Here is a 21,253-nt window from a genome sequence, read left to right as displayed (position 1 = left end):
TTCGCTCAGCGCTTGCGCGCCGGCTGTTTCTTCCAGTAGCCGAACGGTTCCTCGTGGCATTCGATATCGAGTTCCGCGATGCGCGCGTGCAGGCGTTCCTGCGCGTCGGCGATCGCGAGGTTGTAGATCGCCGGCGCAATTTCCTCGACGAAGAAATGCAGCAGCGCGCCGGCCTGGATGTTGCCGATCGGCTCCTCCATGTTTTCGGTGAAATAGCGTTGCAGCGACGCGATCGCGCGGTCGCGCACGTCCTTGTCGAGTTCGATGGCCATCGGTTCTCCGGTTTCCTGCGTTGCGGTCGGCCGGCACGCGGCGCGCGTGACGGCAATGCGATACTGCCACGGCGCCGCCGTTTGAGGCCTTGTCCGTCAGGCCGACGCCGTGGCGGCCGCGCGGTGCGTTAGAATCCCCGTCTTACACAACGATTTTCCTGTCCTCCCATGCTCGACATCCAGTTGCTGCGCAAAGACCTCGACGGCGTCGCCAAGCGCCTCGCCGATCGCGGCTACACCCTCGACGTCGCCGCGTTCTCCGCGCTCGAAGCGGAACGCCGCGCGATCCAGACCCGTACCGAAGAACTCCAGGCGCGCCGCAACAGCCTGTCGAAGCAGATCGGAGCGATGAAGGGCAAGGGCGAGGACACGTCGGCGGTGATGGCCGAGGTCGGCGGCATCGGCGACGAGATGAAGGCGTCGGAGGTGAAGCTCGGCGAGATTCAGACGCGCCTGTCCGACCTGCTGCTGCTGATGCCGAACCTGCCGCACGACAGCGTGCCGGTCGGCAAGGACGAGAGCGACAACGTCGAAGCGCGCCGCTGGGGCACGCCGCGCCAGTTCGACTTCGAGGTGAAGGATCACGTCGACGTCGGCACGCCGCTCGGCCTCGATTTCGAAACCGGCGCGAAGCTCGCCGGCGCGCGCTTCACGATGCTGCGCGGCCCGATCGCGCGCCTGCACCGCGCGCTCGCGCAGTTCATGCTCGACACGCATACGCAGCAGCACGGCTACAGCGAGACGTATACGCCGTACATCGTGAACCCGGACATCCTGTACGGCACCGGCCAGCTGCCGAAATTCGCGGACGACATGTTCCGCGTCGAGAAGGGCGGCGCGGAGAACACCGTCACGCAATACCTGATCTCCACGTCCGAAATCTCGCTGACGAACACCGTGCGCGAATCGATCGTCGAAGCGTCCGCGCTGCCGATCAAGCTGACCGCGCATTCGCCGTGCTTCCGCTCGGAAGCGGGCTCGTACGGCCGCGACACGCGCGGGATGATCCGCCAGCATCAGTTCGACAAGGTCGAGATGGTGCAGATCGTCGCGCCGGACGCGTCGTACGCGGCGCTCGACGAGATGGTCGGCCACGCGGAAGCGATCCTGCAGAAGCTCGGCCTGCCGTACCGCGTGATCACGCTGTGCACGGGCGACATGGGCTTCGCGGCCGCGAAGACGTTCGACCTCGAAGTGTGGCTGCCCGCGCAGAACACCTATCGCGAGATCTCGAGCTGCTCGAACACCGAGGCGTTCCAGGCTCGCCGGATGCAGGCGCGCTTCCGCAATGCGCAGGGCAAGCCGGAACTCGTGCACACGCTGAACGGCTCGGGCCTCGCGGTGGGCCGTACGCTCGTGGCCGTGCTCGAGAACTACCAGAACGCGGACGGCTCGGTCACGGTGCCCGAGGTGCTGCGTCCGTACATGGGCGGTCTCGAACGGATCGACGCGCCTGCACAGGCGTCGTGAGATTGAACGTCGGCGCGTCTTCCGGGCCCTCGCAAAAAAAATGCAAAAAGGGGCTTGGCAGATTCGAAGAGACCGTTCTATAATCTTGTCTTTCGCGGAAACGACCAGCCGCGAAGAGCAGTAAAAACGGAGAGGTGGCAGAGTGGTCGAATGTACCTGACTCGAAATCAGGCGTACGGTTTCCCCGTACCGTGGGTTCGAATCCCACCCTCTCCGCCAGAACACGAAACCCCTTGATTCGGAAGGATCAAGGGGTTTTTCGTTTTTGCCGATTCGATACGGTCTCGTGTTCACCGCTTCGAAACATGTTCCCCGTGGCTATACGCATCCGGTCGATCATGGTCCCGCTCATCCGGACGAAAAATCACTAGCAAATGGATGTTGCGAGAGCACGAATGGCCGTGACGGCCACCGGCCAAAAATGACGGTGACGTACCTTCCTTGAACTGCCGTGGTGCACGTGTGTTCGACTGTTGAAAGGCGATGTTGTGCGCGCTCCTTTCGTCATGCTTTCGATTGTTGACAATCGATTCCTTTGGTTCATCTTCGTCTGTAGAATCGCGCCGCACGTGTGCAATTCATGGGGTAGCCGTCCCCATCCATGAGAGCACGGGCCGCTACAGGCCCGAGATGAAAACAAGATGAAAAACGCATGAACATGATCGATTTGGTTCGGGCCATTCGTGGCGGTCTGATTCAGCAGGACCGACTGCTCAAGACCGACATACCGTCATTGCCGTTGAACACGTTGGTGCCGCGACGTGCGGTGACGTCGGCAGAACTGGGACGCGATTTCACGGTCACGCTCGATATGGTGTCTGCAGCGGGCGCGGTCGAACTCAAGACGCTGATCGCGGCACCCATGACGTTGTGGATACAGCAGGCGGACAAGTCCTATCTGCCGATCAACGGTTATATTCATACTGCCCGCCGACTCGGCGCGGACGGTAGCCTGACGACTTATCAGTTGACTTTTGCATCGTGGCTGCACTTCCTGAAGTTTCGCAGCGACATGCGCTACTGGCAGGACAAGGCGGCGGACGAAATCATCGCGGATGTGTTCAATCAGCATCCACAGGCGCGAGGGCAGTTCCAGTTCGCACTGTCGAAACCATTGCCGTCACGTTCGTATTGCCGTCAAAGCGAAACCGACTGGAATTTCGTGCACCGTCTGATGGAGGACGAGGGCCTGTTTGGTTTCTGGCAACACGACGGAGACGGCAAATCCCATCGGTTCGTTGTGACCGACACCATTCAATCACTCGACGAGATGTCGCCGCGCACGGCCCGGTTCCAGCGCACCGGCACGCGCCGCGAGACGGACGGATTCGTGCAATGGGCCGGCTCGCGAACGCTGCAGAGCGTTCTGCACACGACGCGTACGTTCGACTACAAGGCTCCGTCCGCACCGTTCAATCCCAAAGGCACGACGTTGCCGACGCGGGCCGACCAGGGAAATCTGCCGCAGCAGGCCGAGGTGTATGAATACACGGGCCCGTATACCTATCAGGACCATGGGCGCGGCGAGCATTTGTCGAAAATCCGGCTCGAGGAATGGGAGTCGCGCGCGAAGCGATATTTTGGCGTGGGCGGCCTTCGCGGTATCGACGTCGGGCGACGTTTCGTTCTGGCGGATCATCCGGACCACGATCGAGATCCCGATGGTCAACGCGAATTTGCCGCGATCAAGGTATGGCGGTATATCGAGAACAACCTGCCGCTGTCGGATCGTGAATCGAGTTTTCCCCATGGCCTGAGCCATCAGATCGCACAGGCGAAGGCCAGTCAGGCGGCGGACGCGGGGTTCCAGGTCGCGCACCACGACGGCTCGACAGGTTTTTACCTGGCCGAAGTCGAGGCCCAGCGGGTGACGGTGCCGTATCGCAGCCCGTTCGAACACAAGAAACCCGTGATGCAGCTGGAGACCGCGATCGTCGTGGGTCCGAGCGGGGAAGAGGTTTATACCGACGAACTGAACCGGGTCAAGGTCATGTTCGTCTGGGATCGCGTTAATCCCGGGAACGAGCTCGCATCGTGCTGGGTGCGCGTTGCACAATCGGATACTGGCGGCGGATACGGCGGTGTCCATGTTCCGCGCGTCGGAGAAGAGGTGATCGTCGGATATCTCGGCGGTGACTGCGATCGTCCGATGGTCCTGCATCGCGTCTATAACGGTGCCGTCAAGCCGCAATGGCACTCGAACGGCATCATGTCGGGCTATCGGTCGAAGGAATTCTCGGGCGCCGGCTACAACGAGATGGTGCTCGATGATGCGACCGCGCAAAACCGCGTGCGGCTGTTCAGCAGCAGCGCCAACAGTCTGCTTCACCTCGGCTATTTGATCGATCAGAGCGGCAACACGCGGGGTGCCTATCTTGGCAGCGGCTTCGACCTGAAGTCGGATGCTTATGGTGCTATTCGTGCGGGGCAAGGCATCTACGTATCCAGTTATTCGGCGTCGGTCAATCAGCCGATGGACGTGCGGCAGGCAGCGGCACAACTGACCAACGCGGAGAACGTCGTCAAGTCGCTCTCGGGAGCGAGCGCTGCCCACCAGGCTGAGGGGCTCGATCCCGGGTATGAATCGCTGCGTGCATTCAACGATGCCACGCAGTCCAGCGTGGCCGGCACCGCATCGGGCGGCCGCACGGCTGGAGGCGGAGCGGGGAGTGCGAACGGCTTCAAGACGCCGATCATGCTGATGGCAAGCCCGGCCGGTATCGCGATGTCGACGCGGCAGTCGACACAGATCGCCGCCGATCAGCACGTGAACGTCGTGAGCGGCGAGAGTACGCATCTGGCGGTCGGCAAGTCGCTGGTGGCGAGCGTGACCGAAAAGATCAGCCTGTTCGTGAAAAGCGCGGGGATGAAGCTGTTTTCCGCCAAAGGCAAGGTGGAGATTCAGGCACAGTCCGACGACATAGAGCTCATTGCCGACCAGGTGCTGAAACTGATCAGCGCGAAAAAGCGCATCGAGATCACGGCGGCGGAAGAAATCCTGCTGCAGGCCAGGGGCAGTTATATCCGGATCAACGGGGCCGGCATCGAGCATGGCACCCCGGCGAAGTGGGTCGCCCACGCGGCGAGCCATGCAATGCCCGGCCCGAAGTCGTTGCCGGTTTCGATCCCGGGCATGGACATGCCCAAGGCGTTCAGCAATCGTCTCGATGTCTACGACATTTACTGGCGCAGGTCGTTTGAAGAGGTCGAATATACGGCTCGGCGTGTCAGCGGCGAGGTGCTTGCCCAAGGCACGCTCGATCAGGAGGGCAGGACGTCGCGCCTTTCGACCGATCAACCGGAAACGATTCAGGTTCTGGTTGGCACGCAGGGGGCGTGGCTGGTGGAAACCGAGGCTGGCGATAACGCCAACCAGTACGACGTTTCCGGCGATGAACTGCCAGACGATCCGTATCATTACGTCAATCAGAGTGCTTGACCGACTATGGCTACATCCAACAATACCAACGACGCTCTCTCCGCGGTCACTGTCTATTTCAAGGACCACTTTGGCCAGCCTATCCAGAATCTGAAGGTCGAGATAAAGGGTATGGAAGAGCGGCTCGACCATGTCTATCACACCGCATCGACGAACGCACAGGGCGCAGTCGAGTTTTCCGTGCGCATGGGGGAAGCCCTTTCCGTCCATGTGAAGCGATGGACCAGCGACAGCATGAAAGAAGTCGCACGGCTTGAAGCCGCACTGTCGCAAATCAAATTCCACCTGACGAGTCCGAAGACGCTGCATGACCTGCCGACGAAGACCGATGACGGAGCCGGCGGTGACTACTGGCGAGGTACCTACAAGGTCAAAGCGCATGACAACCTGACCGTGATCGCCAGGAAATATCACACGAGCGTCGATCTCCTCAAGCATGTCAATTGTCTGAAATCCGACCTGATCGTGGTTGGGCAGGTACTAAAGGTGCCGCCTGTCGATTCGAGAAAATCGGATGCGCCCGCACCGAAGAAGCCGGATCCGAAGGGGGCGCCGCCGAAGAACGATCACGACAACAACGATCGGGGAGCGCCGACGACTACGCCGCGCAAGGGCGGCGCGCCGATTATTTTCCCGATCCAGACTCGTCCATTGAATGACGAGGGAGGGAAATATGGTGACTGTTCGTGGGTCAAGCCTTTGGGCGCCGGTGGGATCACTCTGGCACGTTTCGGCACACTCCGCGATCGCGGCCGTCGAAAGCATGCCGCGCGGGACTTGTATGTCGAGGCATATACGCCGATCGTTGCGATCGCGCCAGGTGTCGTGATGAAACGGGAACCCTTTTATTGTCAGACGTGGCAGATCAGCATTCACCATAAAACTACCGACGGACGTGAGTTCATTGCGTTGTATGGAGAGGTTGATCCATCGTCGATCAAGGTGAAAGTTGGCGAATCGGTTAGCCAAGGGCAACTGATCGCCAAGAGCGGGGTTTTGCTGCACGATGACGGAACTCCGCTGACTATCGTACACGGCAAGAACGTGTCGATGCTTCACTTCGAGACCTATTCAGGCGCGCTGGGGTTTGATCCGAATTCGAAGTTGAATGGAAAGGTCTTGAAGAATATGTTCCAGCGTCGCGAAGATCTGATGGATTCGGTGGATATATTGCAGGAGGGGTATCGGGCGATATTTCTCGATGCACCGTCGCTGCCGCCGGTCGGGAATCGGATTCCAATTGCGCAACTCAAGCTCTCGGAACGCGGCAAGGACTTCATAAAAGAATGGGAAGGTGTCCATTTTGACAAGGCCAAAGAAAATACTTACTACTACGACGATAGCAAGGGCTATTGCACGGTTGGGTGGGGGCACTTGATTCGGGAAGCCAGCTGTGCGGCAAGTGGTTATGTCGCCATGTCGAGCAAGATCCCGGTGGCCGATGCGAAAAAACTGTTCGATGATGATGTGGCGGTCATAGAAGGACGTGTTCGGAACGCGATCACTGTTCCGCTCTACCAGTACGAGTACGATGCCCTCGTGTCGCTCGCATTCAATCTTGGTAGCTTGTCGAAGACACCTAATCTTCGCGCAAAATTGAATAAATGCGACTATACGGAGGCTCCCAAGGAGTTCCTGGATATCGAAAACGCGACGCGCCGGAAGCGAGAGTACGATATGTTTTGCCAGGGTGTTTATAATTCAAAGCACTGAGCCGCGTGGTCAAGATTATGAAAGAATTTAAGAAAGTTGCAGTATTTCTGAGTCTGGTGTTTTCGTTGTCGGGTTTCGCTTTCGCGCAAGACCGATACTTGATGACCGGAGCCGCTCAATTCGAAAGAACGAAGGATGATCATGCTCTTCCGTTTCCTGTGAATCCGGTTAGTTCGGGTGCACTGATTCCGAGCGATGATGGCGTGACTTTTCGGTATGTCGGGCACGAGTGCACGGTCAAGATTCAAAAGCGATTGAATTTTTATTTTGATCCGGTCATTGCGCACGCCTTCGGATCGCTTGATACGTTTGGGAAGTTTCTGAGCGATAAATTTCATATGGGCTACAAGAACATGAGTGAAATTTATCTTCTTGGAGATGCGAATGTGCCGCTTTGCTCGGGTTTGCGATTCGCAATGATTTACAAGTCGTCAGACGCTCTCGTTCTGGCGAGCGGATCGTGGATGTATGCGTTCCAACGCGAAACGCATCCTCCCATGAACGCCGAAAAGAGTTTCGATTGTGCCAAGGCCCAGACGAGTGTCGAGCGACTTATTTGCGCCAATCCTGATCTCGTGAAGCTTGATGAAACGGTGAACCGTGGATTTGTTGCGATGCAGCTGGTTCAGTCGAAGGAAATTTCTTATCAGGACCCGGTCAGAAAAGATCAGATCAATTGGATCAGAAACGTCAGGAACAAGTGTGTGAATAGCGAGTGTCTTACCGATGCCTACCGTGCGCGAGTTCAATACATCAAGGGCCGGATATCCAGTACCTATCCGTCGTATCCGGAAAAAGAGCCCGAGCAGGATGGCGATTGAGCGACGGCGCGCATCAAGTCGCAAGCGATCGCAGGGCTGACGCGTGACGAAAAAGGAGGTGTCGAGATGGCATTGCAGGTTATCGTGGTCGGTGACATGACCTCGCACGGCGGGCGAGTCATTACAGGCTCGGAAGGCCATACGATCGATGGTAAAAGGATCGCCCGGCTGCACGATCTGGTGGATTGCCCGGAAAAGTATCCTGATGGGCGTCCGCACGGCGTGAACAAAATTATCGAGTCCCATCCGACATTCACGATTGGGGGAGAGCGTGTCGCGTTGCATGGCCACCGTACCGAGTGTGGCTGTACGTTGATTGGAAGTACGGCTGCACAAGTCGGCGATTAGTCATGTAGCGCATCCATCGACCGTCGCCGATCGTTTCGTCGACCCTGGGCACAGCCCCTTGATCCGTCAGGACCAAGGGGCGTTTCGTTTTTTGGGGCCCGGAATCGGCGATGACCGGCGCATCACCTCAGTGTGGTCCGGTACGCGCCGGCTTGCGGCGAACGCCATTTGTTCGCAGCCATTAACTATTCAGTGGACGCGACAGCCAGTCGCCCTCAAGCCGGGCGTCCTCTTCACACGCAAAGTTGTGCCCACCTCTCCAGCCAATCGCTTTCGTCTACTTTAAGCCGCCAGCCTCCCCGCCGTTAACAGGTTTCGACAAACAGGCGTCCGCGCCGCGACGCCGTCATCCCTCTGTCGATCCAAGGTCCCATGAAGCTGAGCTACAAGATTCCCCTCGCGTTTGCCGCCGCGCTGTTGCTGATGTTCTCCGGCGCGCTGTACGGCATTCACATCCTCAACCGCTCGATCGACACGTTCACGAACGACGTGCAGACGAACGTCGCCAACGAGCGGCTCGTCTCGGCGACGCTCATGCAGTTCAAGCTACAGGTCCAGGAATGGAAGGACACGCTGCTGCGCGGCAAGCAGCCCGACAAGCTCGACAAGTACTGGAGCGCGTTCCAGACGCGCGAGCGCGCGGTCGCCACGCTCGCCGCGCAGCTCGACAAGCAGTTGCCGGCCGGCGAGAGCCGCACGCTCATCGAGCAGTTCGCGCGTGCGCACGCAGCGATGGGCGACGGCTACCGGCGCGGCTTCGACGCCTTCAAGGCGGCCGGCTTCGAGGCGGCGGCCGGCGACGCGGCGGTCGCGGGCGTCGATCGCGAGCCGGCCGCGCTGCTCGAACGGGCCGCGAAGACGATCGCCGACGAGAGCGCGGCGGTGTCCGAGCGCGCGGGGCGCGACGCGCAGCATGCGACGATCGCGAGCATTGTGCTGATGCTGGTCGTGCTGGTGGTCGCGATGATCGGCGCGTTCCTGTTCAGCCGTGCGATCCTGCGGCCGCTCGATGCAGCAGTCGCTTGCGCGAAGGCCGTCGCCGACGGCGACCTGACGCAAGCCTTCTCGGTCTCCGGCCGCGACGAGATCGCCGACCTGCTGCGCGCGCTGCAGACGATGCAGGCGGGCCTGTCGGACGTCGTGCTCGAGGTGCGCTCGCACGCGGAAGCGGTCGCGACCGCGAGCGCGCAGATCGCGTCGGGCAACCACGACCTGTCCGCACGCACCGAATCGCAGGCCGCGTCGCTCGAGGAAACCGCGGCGAGCATGGAGCAGTTGACGGGCGTCGTCCGCCAATCGGCAGAAAACGCGCAGCACGCGGCGCAGCTTGCGCACGACGCGTCCGGCATCGCGTCGAACGGCGGCAGCGTGATGACGCAGGCAGTCGAGACGATGAACGGTATCGCCGACAGTTCGGCGAAGGTCGGCGAGATCATTGCCGTGATCGACGGGATCGCCTTCCAGACCAACATCCTCGCGCTGAACGCGGCGGTGGAGGCCGCGCGCGCGGGCGAGCAGGGCCGCGGCTTCGCGGTGGTCGCGTCCGAGGTGCGCACGCTCGCGCAGCGCAGCGCCGCCGCGGCGAAGGAAATCAAGGTGCTGATCGAGCAGTCGACCCGGCGCGTCGACGCGGGCGCCGCGCTGATCGGCCGCGCGGGCGAATCGATTCACGAGATCGTCGGGGCGGTGCAGCGGGTTACGTCGATCGTCGGCGAGATTTCGGCGGCATCGCAGGAGCAGAGCGGCGGCATCGATCAGGTCAACATCGCGGTCACGCAGATGGACGAAGCGACGCAGCGCAACGCGGCGCTCGTCGAGCAGGCGTCGGCGGCGACGCAGGCGCTTGCCGAGCAGGCGCGTGCGCTGCAGCACGCGGTGGCGGTGTTCAAGCTGCCGCAGACGGCGGCCGCCTGAGCGCGCGGCCGGAGCCGAGTCGGGAACGGCGCCGCGCCGCGAAGGCTCAGGCCGTCGCCGCGTACTGCGCGAGCACCTTGTCCCGGATCGACGGCTTGATGTTCGACTGCGCCATGTCGCCGCCATAGTGCGCGACGACGCGCGGGTTCATCACGCGATACCAGAGCGGCGGCACGTAAGCGAGCAGGATCATCGTCGCGTAGCCGGCCGGCAGCTGCGGCGCATAGTCGAAGTGGCGCAGCGCCTGGTACGAGCGCGTCGGGTTCGCGTGATGGTCTGCGTGCCGCTGCAGCTGGTACAGGAACAGGTTCGTCACGACGTGATTGCTGTTCCACGAGTGCTGCGGCGTGCAGCGCTCGTAGCGGCCGCTCGGCAGCTTCCTGCGCCCGAGCCCGTAGTGCTCGACGTAGTTCACCACCTCGAGCAGCGACGCGCCGTATGTGGCCTGGATCAGCAGGAACGGGATCACCGCCTTGCCGAACAGCGCGATCGCGATGCCCCACACGACGGCGGTCATCGCCCACGCGTGCAGCACTTCGTTGCGCCACGTCCACGGCGACTTCCCGAGCCGCGCGAGGCGCGCCGCTTCCAGGTTCCAGGCGGAGCGGATGCTGCCGATCACGGTGCGCGGCAGGAACGCCCAGAACGATTCGCCGTAGCGTGCGCTGGCCGGATCCTCGGCGGTCGCGACCCGGACATGGTGGCCGCGATTGTGCTCGACGAAGAAATGCCCGTAGGCGACCGGCGCGAGCGTGATCTTCGCGAGCCAGCGCTCGAAGTGGCTGGTCTTGTGACCGAGTTCGTGCGCGGTGTTGATCGAGATGCCCGTCGCCGCGCCGAGCGACAGCGCGAAGCCGACGTAGTCGTACCACGCGAGCGCGTGCGTGGCGACGATCCATGTACACAGGAAGAACGCGACGTACTCGACGAGCGTCGCGAGGTAGACGATGACACGGTAATAGCGGTCCCGTTCCAGGCGGGGCACGACGTCTTCGGGCGGGTTGTCGCGATCGTCGCCGATCAGCGTGTCGAGGATCGGGATCACGCCGAACGCGAACAGCGGGCCGAACCACCAGAACACGTGCAGGCCTGTCGACAGCGCGAGCTGGGCCGAGAGGATCGGCAGCGTGATCGTCAGCACGCCGAGCAGCCAGAGGTAACGCTTGCCATCCGACCAGCTCGCGGCTGATCCGTCGGTCATTGCCATTGTCTCCCTCCTGTCGGCCGGACTTGGCGCTTTAGCGCCTGGTCCGGCCCCATGCAGAGCAGTCGGCCGGAGTTGGCGCTTTAGCGCCTGGTCCGGCCCCATGCAGAGCAGTCGGCCGGAGTTGGCGCTTTAACGCCTGGTCCGGCCCCATGCCGAGCTGTTTGAATCCGTCATTGGTCCGCGGCGAACGCTTGCGCGCGGCGCCGGGTCGCGGCCCGGTTTTGCCAGTTATACGACCGGCGCGCCCACTTTTCCAAACCCCGGCGCTAGGCGGGAAACTCCAAACGGGCGGCTGCCGGCCGCGCATGCGGGGAAGGGCGGCCGCGCCCCGATTGAAACGACCGCAAACGCGGCGGGCGACCCCGCGCCGGTTGTCGATTGTCTGACGAAACCGGAATGGCCGGCGATGCAGGCACGAAGCGCCATGCCGGACAACATATGTTGCGACGCAATAAAAAACCGCGAGGCGAGCGGGCGTCCGTTTGATTTTCGGCAGGTGAGGCACCGGGACGATACGGAAACGTCGGCCCGGCGCGACCCGATCCGCGCGCGCACTGTCCCGCTCATCAAGGCGGCGCGCCGGCTGCGCCGGGGCGGGTCGTCGTCGTTCGCCGAGCGCAACCGAGCCCGGGCCGGCGATGCTGCACCTGCACAGCCGCGCACGTTCGACGGCCTTCGCGGGCGCCCGCAACGCCTGTTGCCTTTCGATTCGCGCCGGCGTTTGAAAATAACGATTTGACTCATGCCCCGCTTTCGGTTGAAGCTAATAGCTTGCTGTCCGAAGGGGGCTGTGCCTGCATGAGTTCGACCTTGACCGTTCGTCGTATCGCTGCCGACCAGGGCATCGTGTATCGCGAACTCCGCGCCGCGTCGCTGCGTGAGCCCTACGCACCGGGCGAGGCGCCGGAGGCCGAATTGCTGAACGTCGATTCCGACGCGGCGGCGGCCATTGCCGCGCAGCGCGCGACATCCGATCAATCGACCACGTTCCTGCTGTACACCGAAGGCCATCCGGCCGGCATGATCGGCGCGTATTTCGACAATACGCCCGAACGTCGCGCATTCGTCAGCGAGCTGTGGGTCGCGCATGCGGTGCGCCATCTGCGCGGCGGCGTGCTGCTCGTCGAAACGGCGACGGCCTGGCTCGCCGAACGCGGCGCGCAGGAAGTCTTCGCATGGATCGCGGACGCGAACCGCAACGCGATCCGGTTCTACGAGCGCGCGGGCTTCGGCAACACCGGCGAACATGCGCCGATCGCGCGGATGCCCGGCGCGATGAAGACGCTGTTCGTGTCGCAGGCGAAACACTGACCGGCGGGCCGTGCCCGCCGGCGCCGGCGCACCTTTCTCCCCGCGGCGGCCCGACGTCGACCGCCGCGACGCCTGTTGCGCGACGCCCAAAAATAATGGCTGGTCGCGTGGACGCCTGTAAAATACGCAAAAATTTTTTGCAGAGTGTCCATGTCGCTTAAAAAATCGCCATTCTTCGAACTGCGCAGCGGCTCGGTCGATACGTTGCTGTTCACCGTGAAGACGACCGATCTCGACGCGTTGCGTGCCGAACTGGTCAAGCGCTTCGAAGCGACTCCCGAGTTTTTTGCCGACGATGTCGTCGCGATCGACGTCCGCCGTCTTGCGGACGGCGAACGCGTGGCGCTGGCCGACATCCGCCAGATGCTCAGCGACGTGCGGATGCGCCCGGTGGGCGTCGTCGCGCTGGCGTCGCAGGGCTGGGCGGGCGAGGCGGGGCTGCCGCTGCTCGAGGCGCGCGACCGCCGCGCGCCGTCGGGGAAGGCGGCCGGCGACGCGGACGCGGCACCGGCGGCCGACGCGATTGCCGACCAGGCGCCGGTCGTAGCAGCGGAGCCCGAGCCGGCACCGGCGGTGGCGCCGGCCGGCGGCCAGACGCTCGTGATCGACAAGCCGTTGCGCTCGGGGCAGCAGATTTACGCGAAAGGGGACCTCGTGGTGCTCGCGCCGGTCAGTCATGGCGCCGAGATCATTGCGGAAGGCAATATCCACATCTACGCGCCGTTGCGCGGCCGCGCATTGGCGGGCGTGCACGGCAATCACGACGCGCGCATCTTCTGCACGTGTCTGGAGCCGGAACTGATTTCGATTGCGGGTATCTATCGAACGACCGAGAACCCGCTGCCCGCCGACGTGCTGGGCAAACCGGTGCAGATCCGGCTCGAAGAGGAAAAACTGATGATCGAACCGTTGCGCCTGACGTGAAGCACGCGGCGCACACCGGATCGATCGGCTCTCATTGACGAACACAGGGTATAGGGTAAATGGCAAAAATCATCGTGGTGACTTCCGGCAAGGGCGGCGTTGGCAAGACGACGACGAGCGCGAGCTTCGCGTCCGGTATCGCGCTGCGTGGCCACAAGACGGCCGTGATCGACTTCGACGTCGGCCTGCGCAACCTCGATCTCATCATGGGCTGCGAGCGCCGCGTCGTGTACGACCTCGTGAACGTGATCCAGGGTGAGGCGAACCTGAACCAGGCGCTGATCAAGGACAAGAAGTGCGAGAACCTGTACATCCTGCCGGCGTCGCAGACCCGCGACAAGGATGCGCTGACGCGCGACGGCGTCGAGAAGGTGCTGAACGACCTGGCCGGGATGGATTTCGAGTACATCATCTGCGATTCGCCGGCGGGCATCGAGGCCGGTGCGCTGCACGCGATGTACTTCGCGGACGAGGCGCTGATCGTCACGAACCCGGAAGTGTCGTCGGTGCGCGATTCGGACCGCATTCTCGGCATCCTGTCGTCGAAGACGAAGCGCGCGACCGAAGGCAAGGACCCGATCAAGGAGCACCTGCTGATTACCCGCTACAGCCCGAAGCGCGTCAATGAAGGCGAGATGCTGTCGCTCGAGGACATCAGCGAGATCCTGCGCATCAAGCTGATCGGCGTGGTGCCGGAATCGGAAGCGGTGCTGCACGCGTCGAACCAGGGCCTGCCGGCCGTGCACCTCGACGGCACCGACGTCGCCGAGGCGTACAAGGACATCGTCGGGCGCTTCCTCGGCGAGGACAAGCCGCTGCGCTTCACCGAATACCAGAAGCCGGGCCTGCTGCAGCGCCTCTTCGGCAGCAAGTAACGGAGGCCGCCCATGTCCATTCTGTCGTTTCTCCTCGGCGAGAAGAAAAAGTCCGCGTCGATCGCGAAGGAGCGCCTGCAGCTCATCATCGCGCACGAGCGGGTGGGCGGCAAGCCGCCCGCCGACTACCTGCCGGCGCTGCAGAAGGAGCTCGTCGCCGTGATCTCGAAGTACGTGCAGATTTCGAACGATGACATCCGCGTGAGCCTCGAGCGTCAGGACGATCTCGAGGTGCTCGAAGTGAAGATCGAGATTCCGCAGGCCTGACCTGCGTCGCTCCCGTTCCGCACGGCGGCTTCAGGCCGCCGTGCGCGTCTTACGCCCTGTTGCACTTTCGGGCACGCCGTAACACGGCGCCTGTCGGCCGTAACCCCTGCCTCCGCATTGATTGAATACGCTCGCGTTGCTTGTTCAATCAGGAGGTTGTGATGGCTGTCTCATCGATTCGTCGCGTTGTCCTTGCGTTCGCCGCCGCTGCGGCGGGCGTGTCTGCTTTCGCCGCGCCGCTTGCCGCGCGCGCGGATGAAATTCTCGTCGCCACGCCGGTCGTCACCCGGCCCGGCGAAGTCGTCATCGCCGAGCCCGCGGCGGCGCGCGCCGAAGAGGTCGTGATCGTCGCGCCGAACGCACCGCCGCCGATTCGCTACGAGGTCGTACCGGAAGCGCGGGTCGGCTACGTGTGGGAACGCGGCCACTGGCGCTGGGATCATGGCCGCTACGTGTGGATCGGCGGCCACTGGGAAACCGAGCGGATCGGCATGCACTGGGTGCCGGGCCACTGGGCCCAGCGCGGCCCGAACTGGTTCTGGACGCGCGGTCACTGGGCGTAACGGAGGCGCGAGATGAAGAAGACCGTATTCGTGATCGCGCTCGTGGCCGTCACGCTCGCCGGCTGCATCGTGGTGCCGGCCCGGCCCGTCTACTACCGGCCGGCGCCGGTGGTGATCTACTGAGCGTCGCGCGGGCCGGCCTGCGTCGTGGCGGAAGGCGCCGCGGCGTCGGCCGGTTCGTCGCCGTTCTCGCCGCCGCGCTCGTCGCGCAGCGTATCGAGCGGATCGGCCGGCGCGGCGTCCGCATCCTGCGGCGTGGTGATGCCGGATGCCGCCGGAGCGGCGGCTGCCGGCGCGTCGGCTGGCGCGGGCGGTGCGAGGTAGCGCTGCGCGAGCGTCTCGTACAACGGCGGCGCGAAGAAGCGCGACACGCGGCTCGCGATCAGCGCGGTGGCCATCAGCGAAATCACGAGCGCATGGCCGTTGATCATTTCCATCACGATCACGAACGACGTGATCGGTGACTGCGTGACCGCGGCGAGGTAGCCGACCATCGCGAGCGCAATCAGCACCGGCAGGCGCATGTCGCCGAACACGAGGTGCAGCAGGTTGCCGAACCCCGCGCCGATCGACAGCGACGGCGCGAAGATCCCGCCCGGTATGCCCGGCAGGTACGACGCGACCATCGATACCATCTTCAGGAACGGATAGAACACCGACAGCTGCTCGCGGCCGTCGAGCAGGCCGCGCGCTTCCGCGTAGCCGCTGCCGAACGTCGTGCCGCCCGACACGAGGCCGACCACGGCGATCACGAAACCGCACAGCGCGGCGAACGCGATCGGCCGCTCGCGATACAGCGCGAGCAGCCGGGGCGGCAGCCAGCGGCCCGTATTGAGCAGCAGCCATGCGAACAGCCCGCCGGCGATGCCGGTCACGAGCGCGGCGACGAGCACCGCGACCGCGAGCAACTTCGGGAAATGCGGGCCGGCGTCGATCGTGCCGAAATACGTGTAGTTGCCATTCAGCCCGAGCGCGACCACGCCGGCGATGATGATCGCCGTGATCAGCACCCCGCTCGCGCGTGCGGAAAAGCTGCGCGTCAGCTCCTCGATCGCGAACACGATGCCGGCGAGCGGCGTGTTGAACGCGGCCGACAGGCCGGCCGCCGCGCCCGCGAGCACGAGCTGGCGCTCGATCTGCGCGTTCGAGCGCGGATAGAAGCGCCGCAGGTTGAACATCAGCGCCGCGCCGACCTGCACGGTCGGCCCTTCGCGGCCGATCGTGAAGCCGCCAAGGATCCCGAACCACGAAATCACGACCTTGCCGAGCAGGATGCGCAGCGTCAGCAGCCGCGCGCCGAACGCGCTCGGGCGCGCGTGCAGCGTCGCGATCACCTGCGGGATGCCACTGCCCTCCGCGCCGCGAAAGAAGCGACGGGTGAGCCAGACGGAGCCGGCCGCGATGGCCGGAGTCAGAAAGAGTGGCACCCAGGGCGCGTGCTGCCGCAGCGTGCGGAACGTGTCGTAACCCCAGTCGATCAGCCGCGCGTAGAGCACGGCGGTCAGGCCGACGGCAATTGCGCCGAGCCAGAACACGCCGTACTGGCGCCAGAGGCGCTGGGTGCGGCGGGTGAGGGTGGGAAACAAGTTGGCAGGGGACATCGGCGGGGGGCGTCGGACGAGAAAGGATGACAAAAAGAGCGCGGGGAACCGCACGGTGTTCTACACTCTTTCACACTTGCGCCGCATATCGTTACAAATGTAATTGCGCTGTAATGCTAGCGGGGCCGGGAATCACTAGTATGCCGAAATGGCACGCTCTCGCGCACTGACAACAAACGTGAAACGCATCCTCATCGTGAAAGTGACGTCGCTCGGCGACGTCGTCCAGACCTTGCCGGTCGTTGCCGATCTACATCGCGAATTTCCCGGCGTCACGGTCGACTGGGCTGTCGACGAGTCGTGCGCGGAAGTGGTGCATTGGCACCCTGGCGTGAGCAACGTGCTGTGCGCGCCGCTGCGGCGGTTCAAGAAGCTGCGCAACGGCGGCGACCTGAAGGCGATCTGGGCCTCGATCAGCGCGTTGCGCGCACACCGCTACGACGCGGTCGTCGATCTGCACGGCGTCTACAAGAGCGCGATCATTTCGGCGTTCGCGCGCGCCGCGCGCCGCGTTGGCTACCAGACCCAGGATCTCGGCGAAACCGGCGCACGCTTCGCCTATTCGCACCGTTTCGGCCCGCGGCGCGGTTTCAATGCATGGCACGGGATGCGCGTGAGTGCGGGCGAGGCGTTCGGCTACGATCCGCAGGGCATCGCCGATTACGGAATCGTCACGCCGCAGGGCGTGAGCCTGCCGGACGCCGTGACCGATGGCACGCCGTTCATGATGATGTTCCATGCGACGTCGAACGACGAGAAGCGATGGCCCGCCGAGCGCTGGGCGGCGCTCGCGACGGAGATGATGGCGCGCGGCGTGCGCGTGCTGTTGCCGTGGGGCTCGCCGGGCGAGCACGATGCCGCGCAGGACATCGCCGCACGAGCGCCGGGAGCGGTCGTGCTGCCCGCGCTGTCGGTGCGCGAGCTCGGCGCGGCAATCGGCCGGGCCGTGCTGGTGGTGGGTGTCGACACGGGGTTCGTTCACATGGCGCACGCGCTGCGTCGGCCGACCGTGATGATCTTCGTGGCAACGTCGCGCCAGCACTTCGGCATCGGCGGCGCGCCGAATGCCTGCTCGATTGGCGATTCGGGCGCCGCGCCGTCAGTCGACGACGCGCTGGAGGCGATCGAAACGGTCAGTCCGGCCTACGGCAGGCGTCGTACGCCCGTCGCGGCCTGACGCACAAGTGCGGCGCGCGCTCACGCGAGCAGCGCTTCGACCGCAAGTACCGTCGCGACGGCGGCCACATTCGCGACTAGCGCCTCGATCGCGATGCCGCGCCAGGTCTTCGGCCGGAAGCGCGTCGCGAGCAGCAGCGCACAGCCCAACGCAAGCATCAGGATCAGGATGAGATCGGCATTGCCGAGGCGGATGCTCATGGTCGCTCCCTGGCGATCGCGGCGCAGCCGGCGGCGCGCCCGGTTGCCAGTATGGGAGGGCGCCGGCCGCCATACAACCCGGGCGGCCCCGGGTATCAGACGAGCGATGCGTCGCGCGTTTCGCGCATCAGCAGCACGCCGAGCAGGCTGATCGCCGCCGCGGCCGACACATACCCGCCGACCCACGACAGGCCGCCCTGCGCGGCCAGCAACTGCGCAATGTACGGCGCGATCGACGCGCCCAGGATCCCGCCCAGGTTGTACGCGACGCCCGCGCCCGTGTAGCGGACGTTGGTCGGGAACAGCTCCGGCAGCAGCGCGCCCATCGGCGCGAACGTCACGCCCATCAGGAACAGTTCGAGCGTCAGGAACAGCGCGACGAGCGGGATCGAGCCGCTGCCGAGCAGCGGCGCCATCGTGAAGCCGGACAGCAGCGCCGCGATCGCGCCGGCGGCGAGCACCGGCTTGCGGCCGAAGCGGTCCGATGCCCAGGCCGACAGCGGCGTCGCGAGCCCCATGAACACGACCGCGAAACACAGCAGGCCGAGGAAGGTCTGGCGCGGGATATGCAGCGTCGCGACGCCGTACGACAGCGAGAACACCGTCGAGATGTAGAACAGCGTGTAGCAGACCACCATCGCGAGCGCGCCGAGCAGCGTCGGCCGCCAGTGATGCGTGACGAGCGTCGCGACCGGCACGCGCACGCGCTCGTTGCGATCGAGCGCGGCCTGGAAGGCGGGCGTCTCGGCGATCTTCAGGCGCACGTACAGGCCGAGCGCGACGAGCACGGCGCTGACGAGAAACGGAATGCGCCAGCCCCAGCTGCGGAACTGCACATCGGACAGCGACAGCGCGAGCGCGAAGAACAGCCCGTTCGACATCAGGAAGCCGACCGACGGGCCGAGCTGCGGGAACATCCCGAACCAGCCGCGCTTGCCCTGCGGCGCATGCTCGGTTGCGAGCAACGCGGCGCCGCCCCATTCGCCGCCGAGGCCGATGCCCTGGCCGAAGCGCAGCACGCACAGCAGCACCGGCGCGAGCGTGCCGATCGCGTCGTAGCCGGGTACGAGGCCGATCGCGGTGGTCGACACGCCCATGACGAGCAGCGACGCGACGAGCGTCGACTTGCGGCCGATGCGGTCGCCGAAATGGCCGAACAGGAACGAGCCGATCGGTCGCGCGATGAACGCGATGCCGAACGTGACGAACGCGGACAGCGCCTGCGCGGTCGCCGAGCCGTGCGGAAAGAACACCGGGCCGATCACGAGCGCGGCGGCGGTCGCGTAGACGTAGAAATCGTAGAACTCGATCGCGGTGCCGATGAAGCTCGCGAACACGATGCGACGGTGGCTGACGGCGCCGGCCGGACTGGTTGCGTGCGCAACGGCCGGTGGGGATGCGGACATGGAGGTCTCCGTGATGTTCTGGGGAAGGGGTGGCCTTGTGGCCGGCGCCTGCCGGAATGGCCGGGCGCGACGCGGTGGCGGCGTGGACGCGCGCCGCCGATCGTCATCCGCCGGTCGACGCGGGAGACGGGCAGGTCGCCGCCGCCCGGTGCCGGCATGGTCGGTTCGCGGGCCGGGTGAGGCGCGAACGCGCACGCGGCGTGATGGCCGCGCGGGTGCGGAAAATTATAGCCAGCGGCGGCGCGCACCGGCAATCGCGCGCGGCGCGCATTCAGTCGATCGACTGGGCCTGTGCCGACGCCGTGCTTTGCAGCTGGAACTTGCCGTTGTCGTTGAAGAGCCAGCCCTCCATCAGCTCCAGCTGGCCTTTGCCGTCGAGCAGCTTCGCGGGCGGCGGCGGCAGCGGCGCCGAACGGCGCAGTGACGCGAGCGCGAGCGCTTCGGCTTCGCTGTCGCCATTGCTGCGATATACCGACGCGTGCACGAGCTGGCCGTTGCGGTCGACGGTGAACGCGACCACGACGAGCGAGCGCAGCATTGCCTGCGGCGTGCCGTGCAACATGCCCGACGGATTGCTTTCGGCGACGCGTTCGGCGACTTCGGTGCGGTATTGGGCGATATTTGCGCTGCGCGTGATCGACGGCAGTATCACCACGGAATGCGGAGCGGGCGGCGTGACCGTGATCGTGCAGGCGGCGAGCGCGGCAACGCCGGCCAGCGCGGCGATGCGCAGGCGGACGACGCTCGGGCGGAGCGGGATGACCATGGAAAGGTGGGCAGGTCTGACTATACACAGATGATAGTCGCGGGCCCGTGCCGCGACATCGGGGGAAACACATATCGCGCGGCGTGCGCATTACGGTGGCGGACGATGATGCCGGCAAACGCACGCGGCGCGCGACGGTGCCGAAGCGGAACCTGCCTGACACTGTTGCGCGCAGGCGAGCGGGGCGAGTCAGCGGCGTGCGCGCACGCCGGGATGGCGCGATAAATGCATGACGTGAGCGGCGGCGCTGATCGGCATCGAAAGGTGACGCGTGCCGCCTGCTTGCGCAACGGCATCGCGCCGCATCGGCGCGCTACCGGACGTGTCGGACGGCGCCTCAGTAGCCGTGGGTGACGAGCGACAGCACCGACAGGTCCGGATGCGTGCCGTCGACGATGCTGCGTCCGACGTGCACCGCTTCGTGGATCGCTTCGTCGAGACTGGGGAAGCTTTCTTCGCCGTCGGCATGGAACGGCACCGCATGGCCGGGCAGCGCCGGATTCGCGCCGGGGTGGCACACGTAGCCGGTGTACGTGAAGCGCGTGTCGTCGCCCGGCAGCGGGGCCGGCACCACGTGAATCTCGAAACCTTCGTAATCGACGTGGCGGATGGGAGTCGACTGTTCGGACATGACGGTCTCCGTGTGCGGCGCGAGCGGGTAAGCTCGCGCGGCATCGAATGCGCGGCGGCGTTCGTGTCGCCGGTCTGATCCGAATTCTAGGCGATGGCGGTGCAACGCGCGCATTGCCGCGGCGCGTGGCCGACGGCCGCGCAAAAGAAAAATCCCGCCTGGCTGCGCGAGCGTCGGCGGGATGTTCTGGCGGAAGCGGTGAGATTCGAACTCACGGACAGTTGCCCGTCGCTGGTTTTCAAGACCAGTGCCTTAAACCGCTCGGCCACGCTTCCGGAGGCGGCATTGTAACCGAAATGCCGCGCATGTAGACCGGAGACGGTACCTGGGTGCCGACTCCGGTCGCAG

20 protein-coding genes and 2 tRNA genes are annotated in these 21,253 nt (G+C 64.4%); 14 read left to right on the top strand and 8 right to left on the bottom strand.

All coding sequences use genetic code 11. The features are described from left to right. Window positions 1-5 precede the first annotated feature (5 nt). On the bottom strand, window positions 6-272 hold the full coding sequence (locus HWY45_RS21030) for a DUF2164 domain-containing protein (protein ID WP_059565459.1): 267 nt from the start codon (window positions 270-272) through the stop codon (window positions 6-8). 168 nt (window positions 273-440) lie between these two features. Between HWY45_RS21030 and serS the strand changes: the two genes are divergently transcribed. The 7 genes from serS (at window position 441) to HWY45_RS20995 (ending at window position 9,977) form a co-directional block, all read left to right on the top strand. After that, window positions 441-1,742 (top strand): serine--tRNA ligase, encoded by a 1,302-nt coding sequence (gene serS, locus HWY45_RS21025; RefSeq protein ID WP_059565461.1) that lies wholly within the window; start codon window positions 441-443, stop codon window positions 1,740-1,742. Window positions 1,743-1,870: 128 nt separating this feature from the next. Continuing rightward, window positions 1,871-1,961: transfer RNA gene (locus tag HWY45_RS21020), tRNA-Ser, on the top strand. Between the two features lie 433 nt (window positions 1,962-2,394). Continuing rightward, a complete protein-coding gene (locus tag HWY45_RS21015; RefSeq protein WP_059884938.1) occupies window positions 2,395-5,181 on the top strand; it encodes a type VI secretion system Vgr family protein in 2,787 nt (928 codons plus the stop codon). Between the two features lie 6 nt (window positions 5,182-5,187). Further along, complete coding sequence (locus tag HWY45_RS21010) at window positions 5,188-6,894, top strand: glycoside hydrolase family protein (protein ID WP_059565464.1); 1,707 nt, start codon at window positions 5,188-5,190, stop codon at window positions 6,892-6,894. 101 nt (window positions 6,895-6,995) lie between these two features. Further along, on the top strand, window positions 6,996-7,715 hold the full coding sequence (locus HWY45_RS21005; RefSeq protein ID WP_244110994.1) for a lysozyme inhibitor LprI family protein: 720 nt from the start codon (window positions 6,996-6,998) through the stop codon (window positions 7,713-7,715). 66 nt (window positions 7,716-7,781) lie between these two features. Continuing rightward, complete coding sequence (locus tag HWY45_RS21000) at window positions 7,782-8,063, top strand: PAAR domain-containing protein (RefSeq protein WP_081059580.1); 282 nt, start codon at window positions 7,782-7,784, stop codon at window positions 8,061-8,063. A gap of 372 nt (window positions 8,064-8,435) precedes the next feature. Further along, window positions 8,436-9,977, top strand: a complete 1,542-nt coding sequence (locus HWY45_RS20995) for a methyl-accepting chemotaxis protein (protein WP_059884936.1) — start codon at window positions 8,436-8,438, stop codon at window positions 9,975-9,977. Window positions 9,978-10,023: 46 nt separating this feature from the next. Here HWY45_RS20995 and HWY45_RS20990 read toward each other — a convergent pair whose 3' ends face one another. Then, complete coding sequence (locus tag HWY45_RS20990) at window positions 10,024-11,184, bottom strand: alkane 1-monooxygenase (RefSeq protein ID WP_059884934.1); 1,161 nt, start codon at window positions 11,182-11,184, stop codon at window positions 10,024-10,026. A gap of 406 nt (window positions 11,185-11,590) precedes the next feature. On the opposite strand from HWY45_RS20990, the gene HWY45_RS20985 reads away from it, so the two are divergent. From HWY45_RS20985 to HWY45_RS20960, 6 genes are all read left to right on the top strand, one after another. Further along, the gene (locus tag HWY45_RS20985; protein WP_150999142.1) at window positions 11,591-11,923 is read left to right on the top strand and encodes a hypothetical protein; all 333 of its coding nucleotides are present in this window, start codon (window positions 11,591-11,593) and stop codon (window positions 11,921-11,923) included. 59 nt (window positions 11,924-11,982) lie between these two features. Continuing rightward, window positions 11,983-12,495 carry a GNAT family N-acetyltransferase gene (locus HWY45_RS20980; protein WP_026044892.1) on the top strand — a complete coding sequence of 171 codons (513 nt, stop codon included), beginning with the start codon at window positions 11,983-11,985 and terminating at the stop codon, window positions 12,493-12,495. 150 nt (window positions 12,496-12,645) lie between these two features. Then, window positions 12,646-13,419, top strand: coding sequence for a septum site-determining protein MinC (minC, locus tag HWY45_RS20975; protein WP_059884932.1), 774 nt, complete (start codon window positions 12,646-12,648; stop codon window positions 13,417-13,419). Window positions 13,420-13,478: 59 nt separating this feature from the next. Next, window positions 13,479-14,294: a septum site-determining protein MinD gene (gene minD / locus HWY45_RS20970; protein ID WP_017333028.1), complete on the top strand. Its 816-nt coding sequence runs from the start codon at window positions 13,479-13,481 to the stop codon at window positions 14,292-14,294. A gap of 12 nt (window positions 14,295-14,306) precedes the next feature. Then, a complete protein-coding gene (gene minE, locus HWY45_RS20965) occupies window positions 14,307-14,561 on the top strand; it encodes a cell division topological specificity factor MinE (protein ID WP_010091676.1) in 255 nt (84 codons plus the stop codon). A 161-nt stretch (window positions 14,562-14,722) separates the two neighbouring features. Next, window positions 14,723-15,124 (top strand): YXWGXW repeat-containing protein, encoded by a 402-nt coding sequence (locus HWY45_RS20960; protein ID WP_059564853.1) that lies wholly within the window; start codon window positions 14,723-14,725, stop codon window positions 15,122-15,124. A gap of 116 nt (window positions 15,125-15,240) precedes the next feature. Here the strand turns inward: HWY45_RS20960 and HWY45_RS20955 are convergent, their stop codons facing one another. Then, window positions 15,241-16,725, bottom strand: coding sequence for a chloride channel protein (locus HWY45_RS20955; protein WP_059884930.1), 1,485 nt, complete (start codon window positions 16,723-16,725; stop codon window positions 15,241-15,243). Window positions 16,726-16,903: 178 nt separating this feature from the next. Between HWY45_RS20955 and waaC the strand changes: the two genes are divergently transcribed. Next, a complete protein-coding gene (waaC, locus tag HWY45_RS20950; protein ID WP_059884927.1) occupies window positions 16,904-17,902 on the top strand; it encodes a lipopolysaccharide heptosyltransferase I in 999 nt (332 codons plus the stop codon). A 20-nt stretch (window positions 17,903-17,922) separates the two neighbouring features. Here waaC and HWY45_RS20945 read toward each other — a convergent pair whose 3' ends face one another. The 5 genes from HWY45_RS20945 to HWY45_RS20925 form a co-directional block, all read right to left on the bottom strand. Further along, window positions 17,923-18,102 carry a hypothetical protein gene (locus tag HWY45_RS20945; RefSeq protein ID WP_059884925.1) on the bottom strand — a complete coding sequence of 60 codons (180 nt, stop codon included), beginning with the start codon at window positions 18,100-18,102 and terminating at the stop codon, window positions 17,923-17,925. A gap of 95 nt (window positions 18,103-18,197) precedes the next feature. Continuing rightward, entirely contained in the window at window positions 18,198-19,508 is a 1,311-nt protein-coding gene (locus HWY45_RS20940) for an MFS transporter (protein ID WP_059564857.1), read from the bottom strand. A 271-nt stretch (window positions 19,509-19,779) separates the two neighbouring features. Beyond that, window positions 19,780-20,274, bottom strand: coding sequence for an energy transducer TonB (locus HWY45_RS20935; protein ID WP_059884923.1), 495 nt, complete (start codon window positions 20,272-20,274; stop codon window positions 19,780-19,782). Window positions 20,275-20,611: 337 nt separating this feature from the next. After that, on the bottom strand, window positions 20,612-20,905 hold the full coding sequence (locus tag HWY45_RS20930) for a hypothetical protein (protein WP_017333036.1): 294 nt from the start codon (window positions 20,903-20,905) through the stop codon (window positions 20,612-20,614). Window positions 20,906-21,092: 187 nt separating this feature from the next. Beyond that, a tRNA-Ser gene (locus HWY45_RS20925) sits at window positions 21,093-21,180 on the bottom strand. Window positions 21,181-21,253: the final 73 nt, after the last annotated feature.

Source organism: Burkholderia stagnalis (assembly GCF_902830275.1).
GTDB lineage: Bacteria > Pseudomonadota > Gammaproteobacteria > Burkholderiales > Burkholderiaceae > Burkholderia > Burkholderia stagnalis.
The sequence above is the reverse complement of the archived record's forward strand: the minus strand, read 5'-3'. Positions and strand labels throughout refer to the sequence as shown.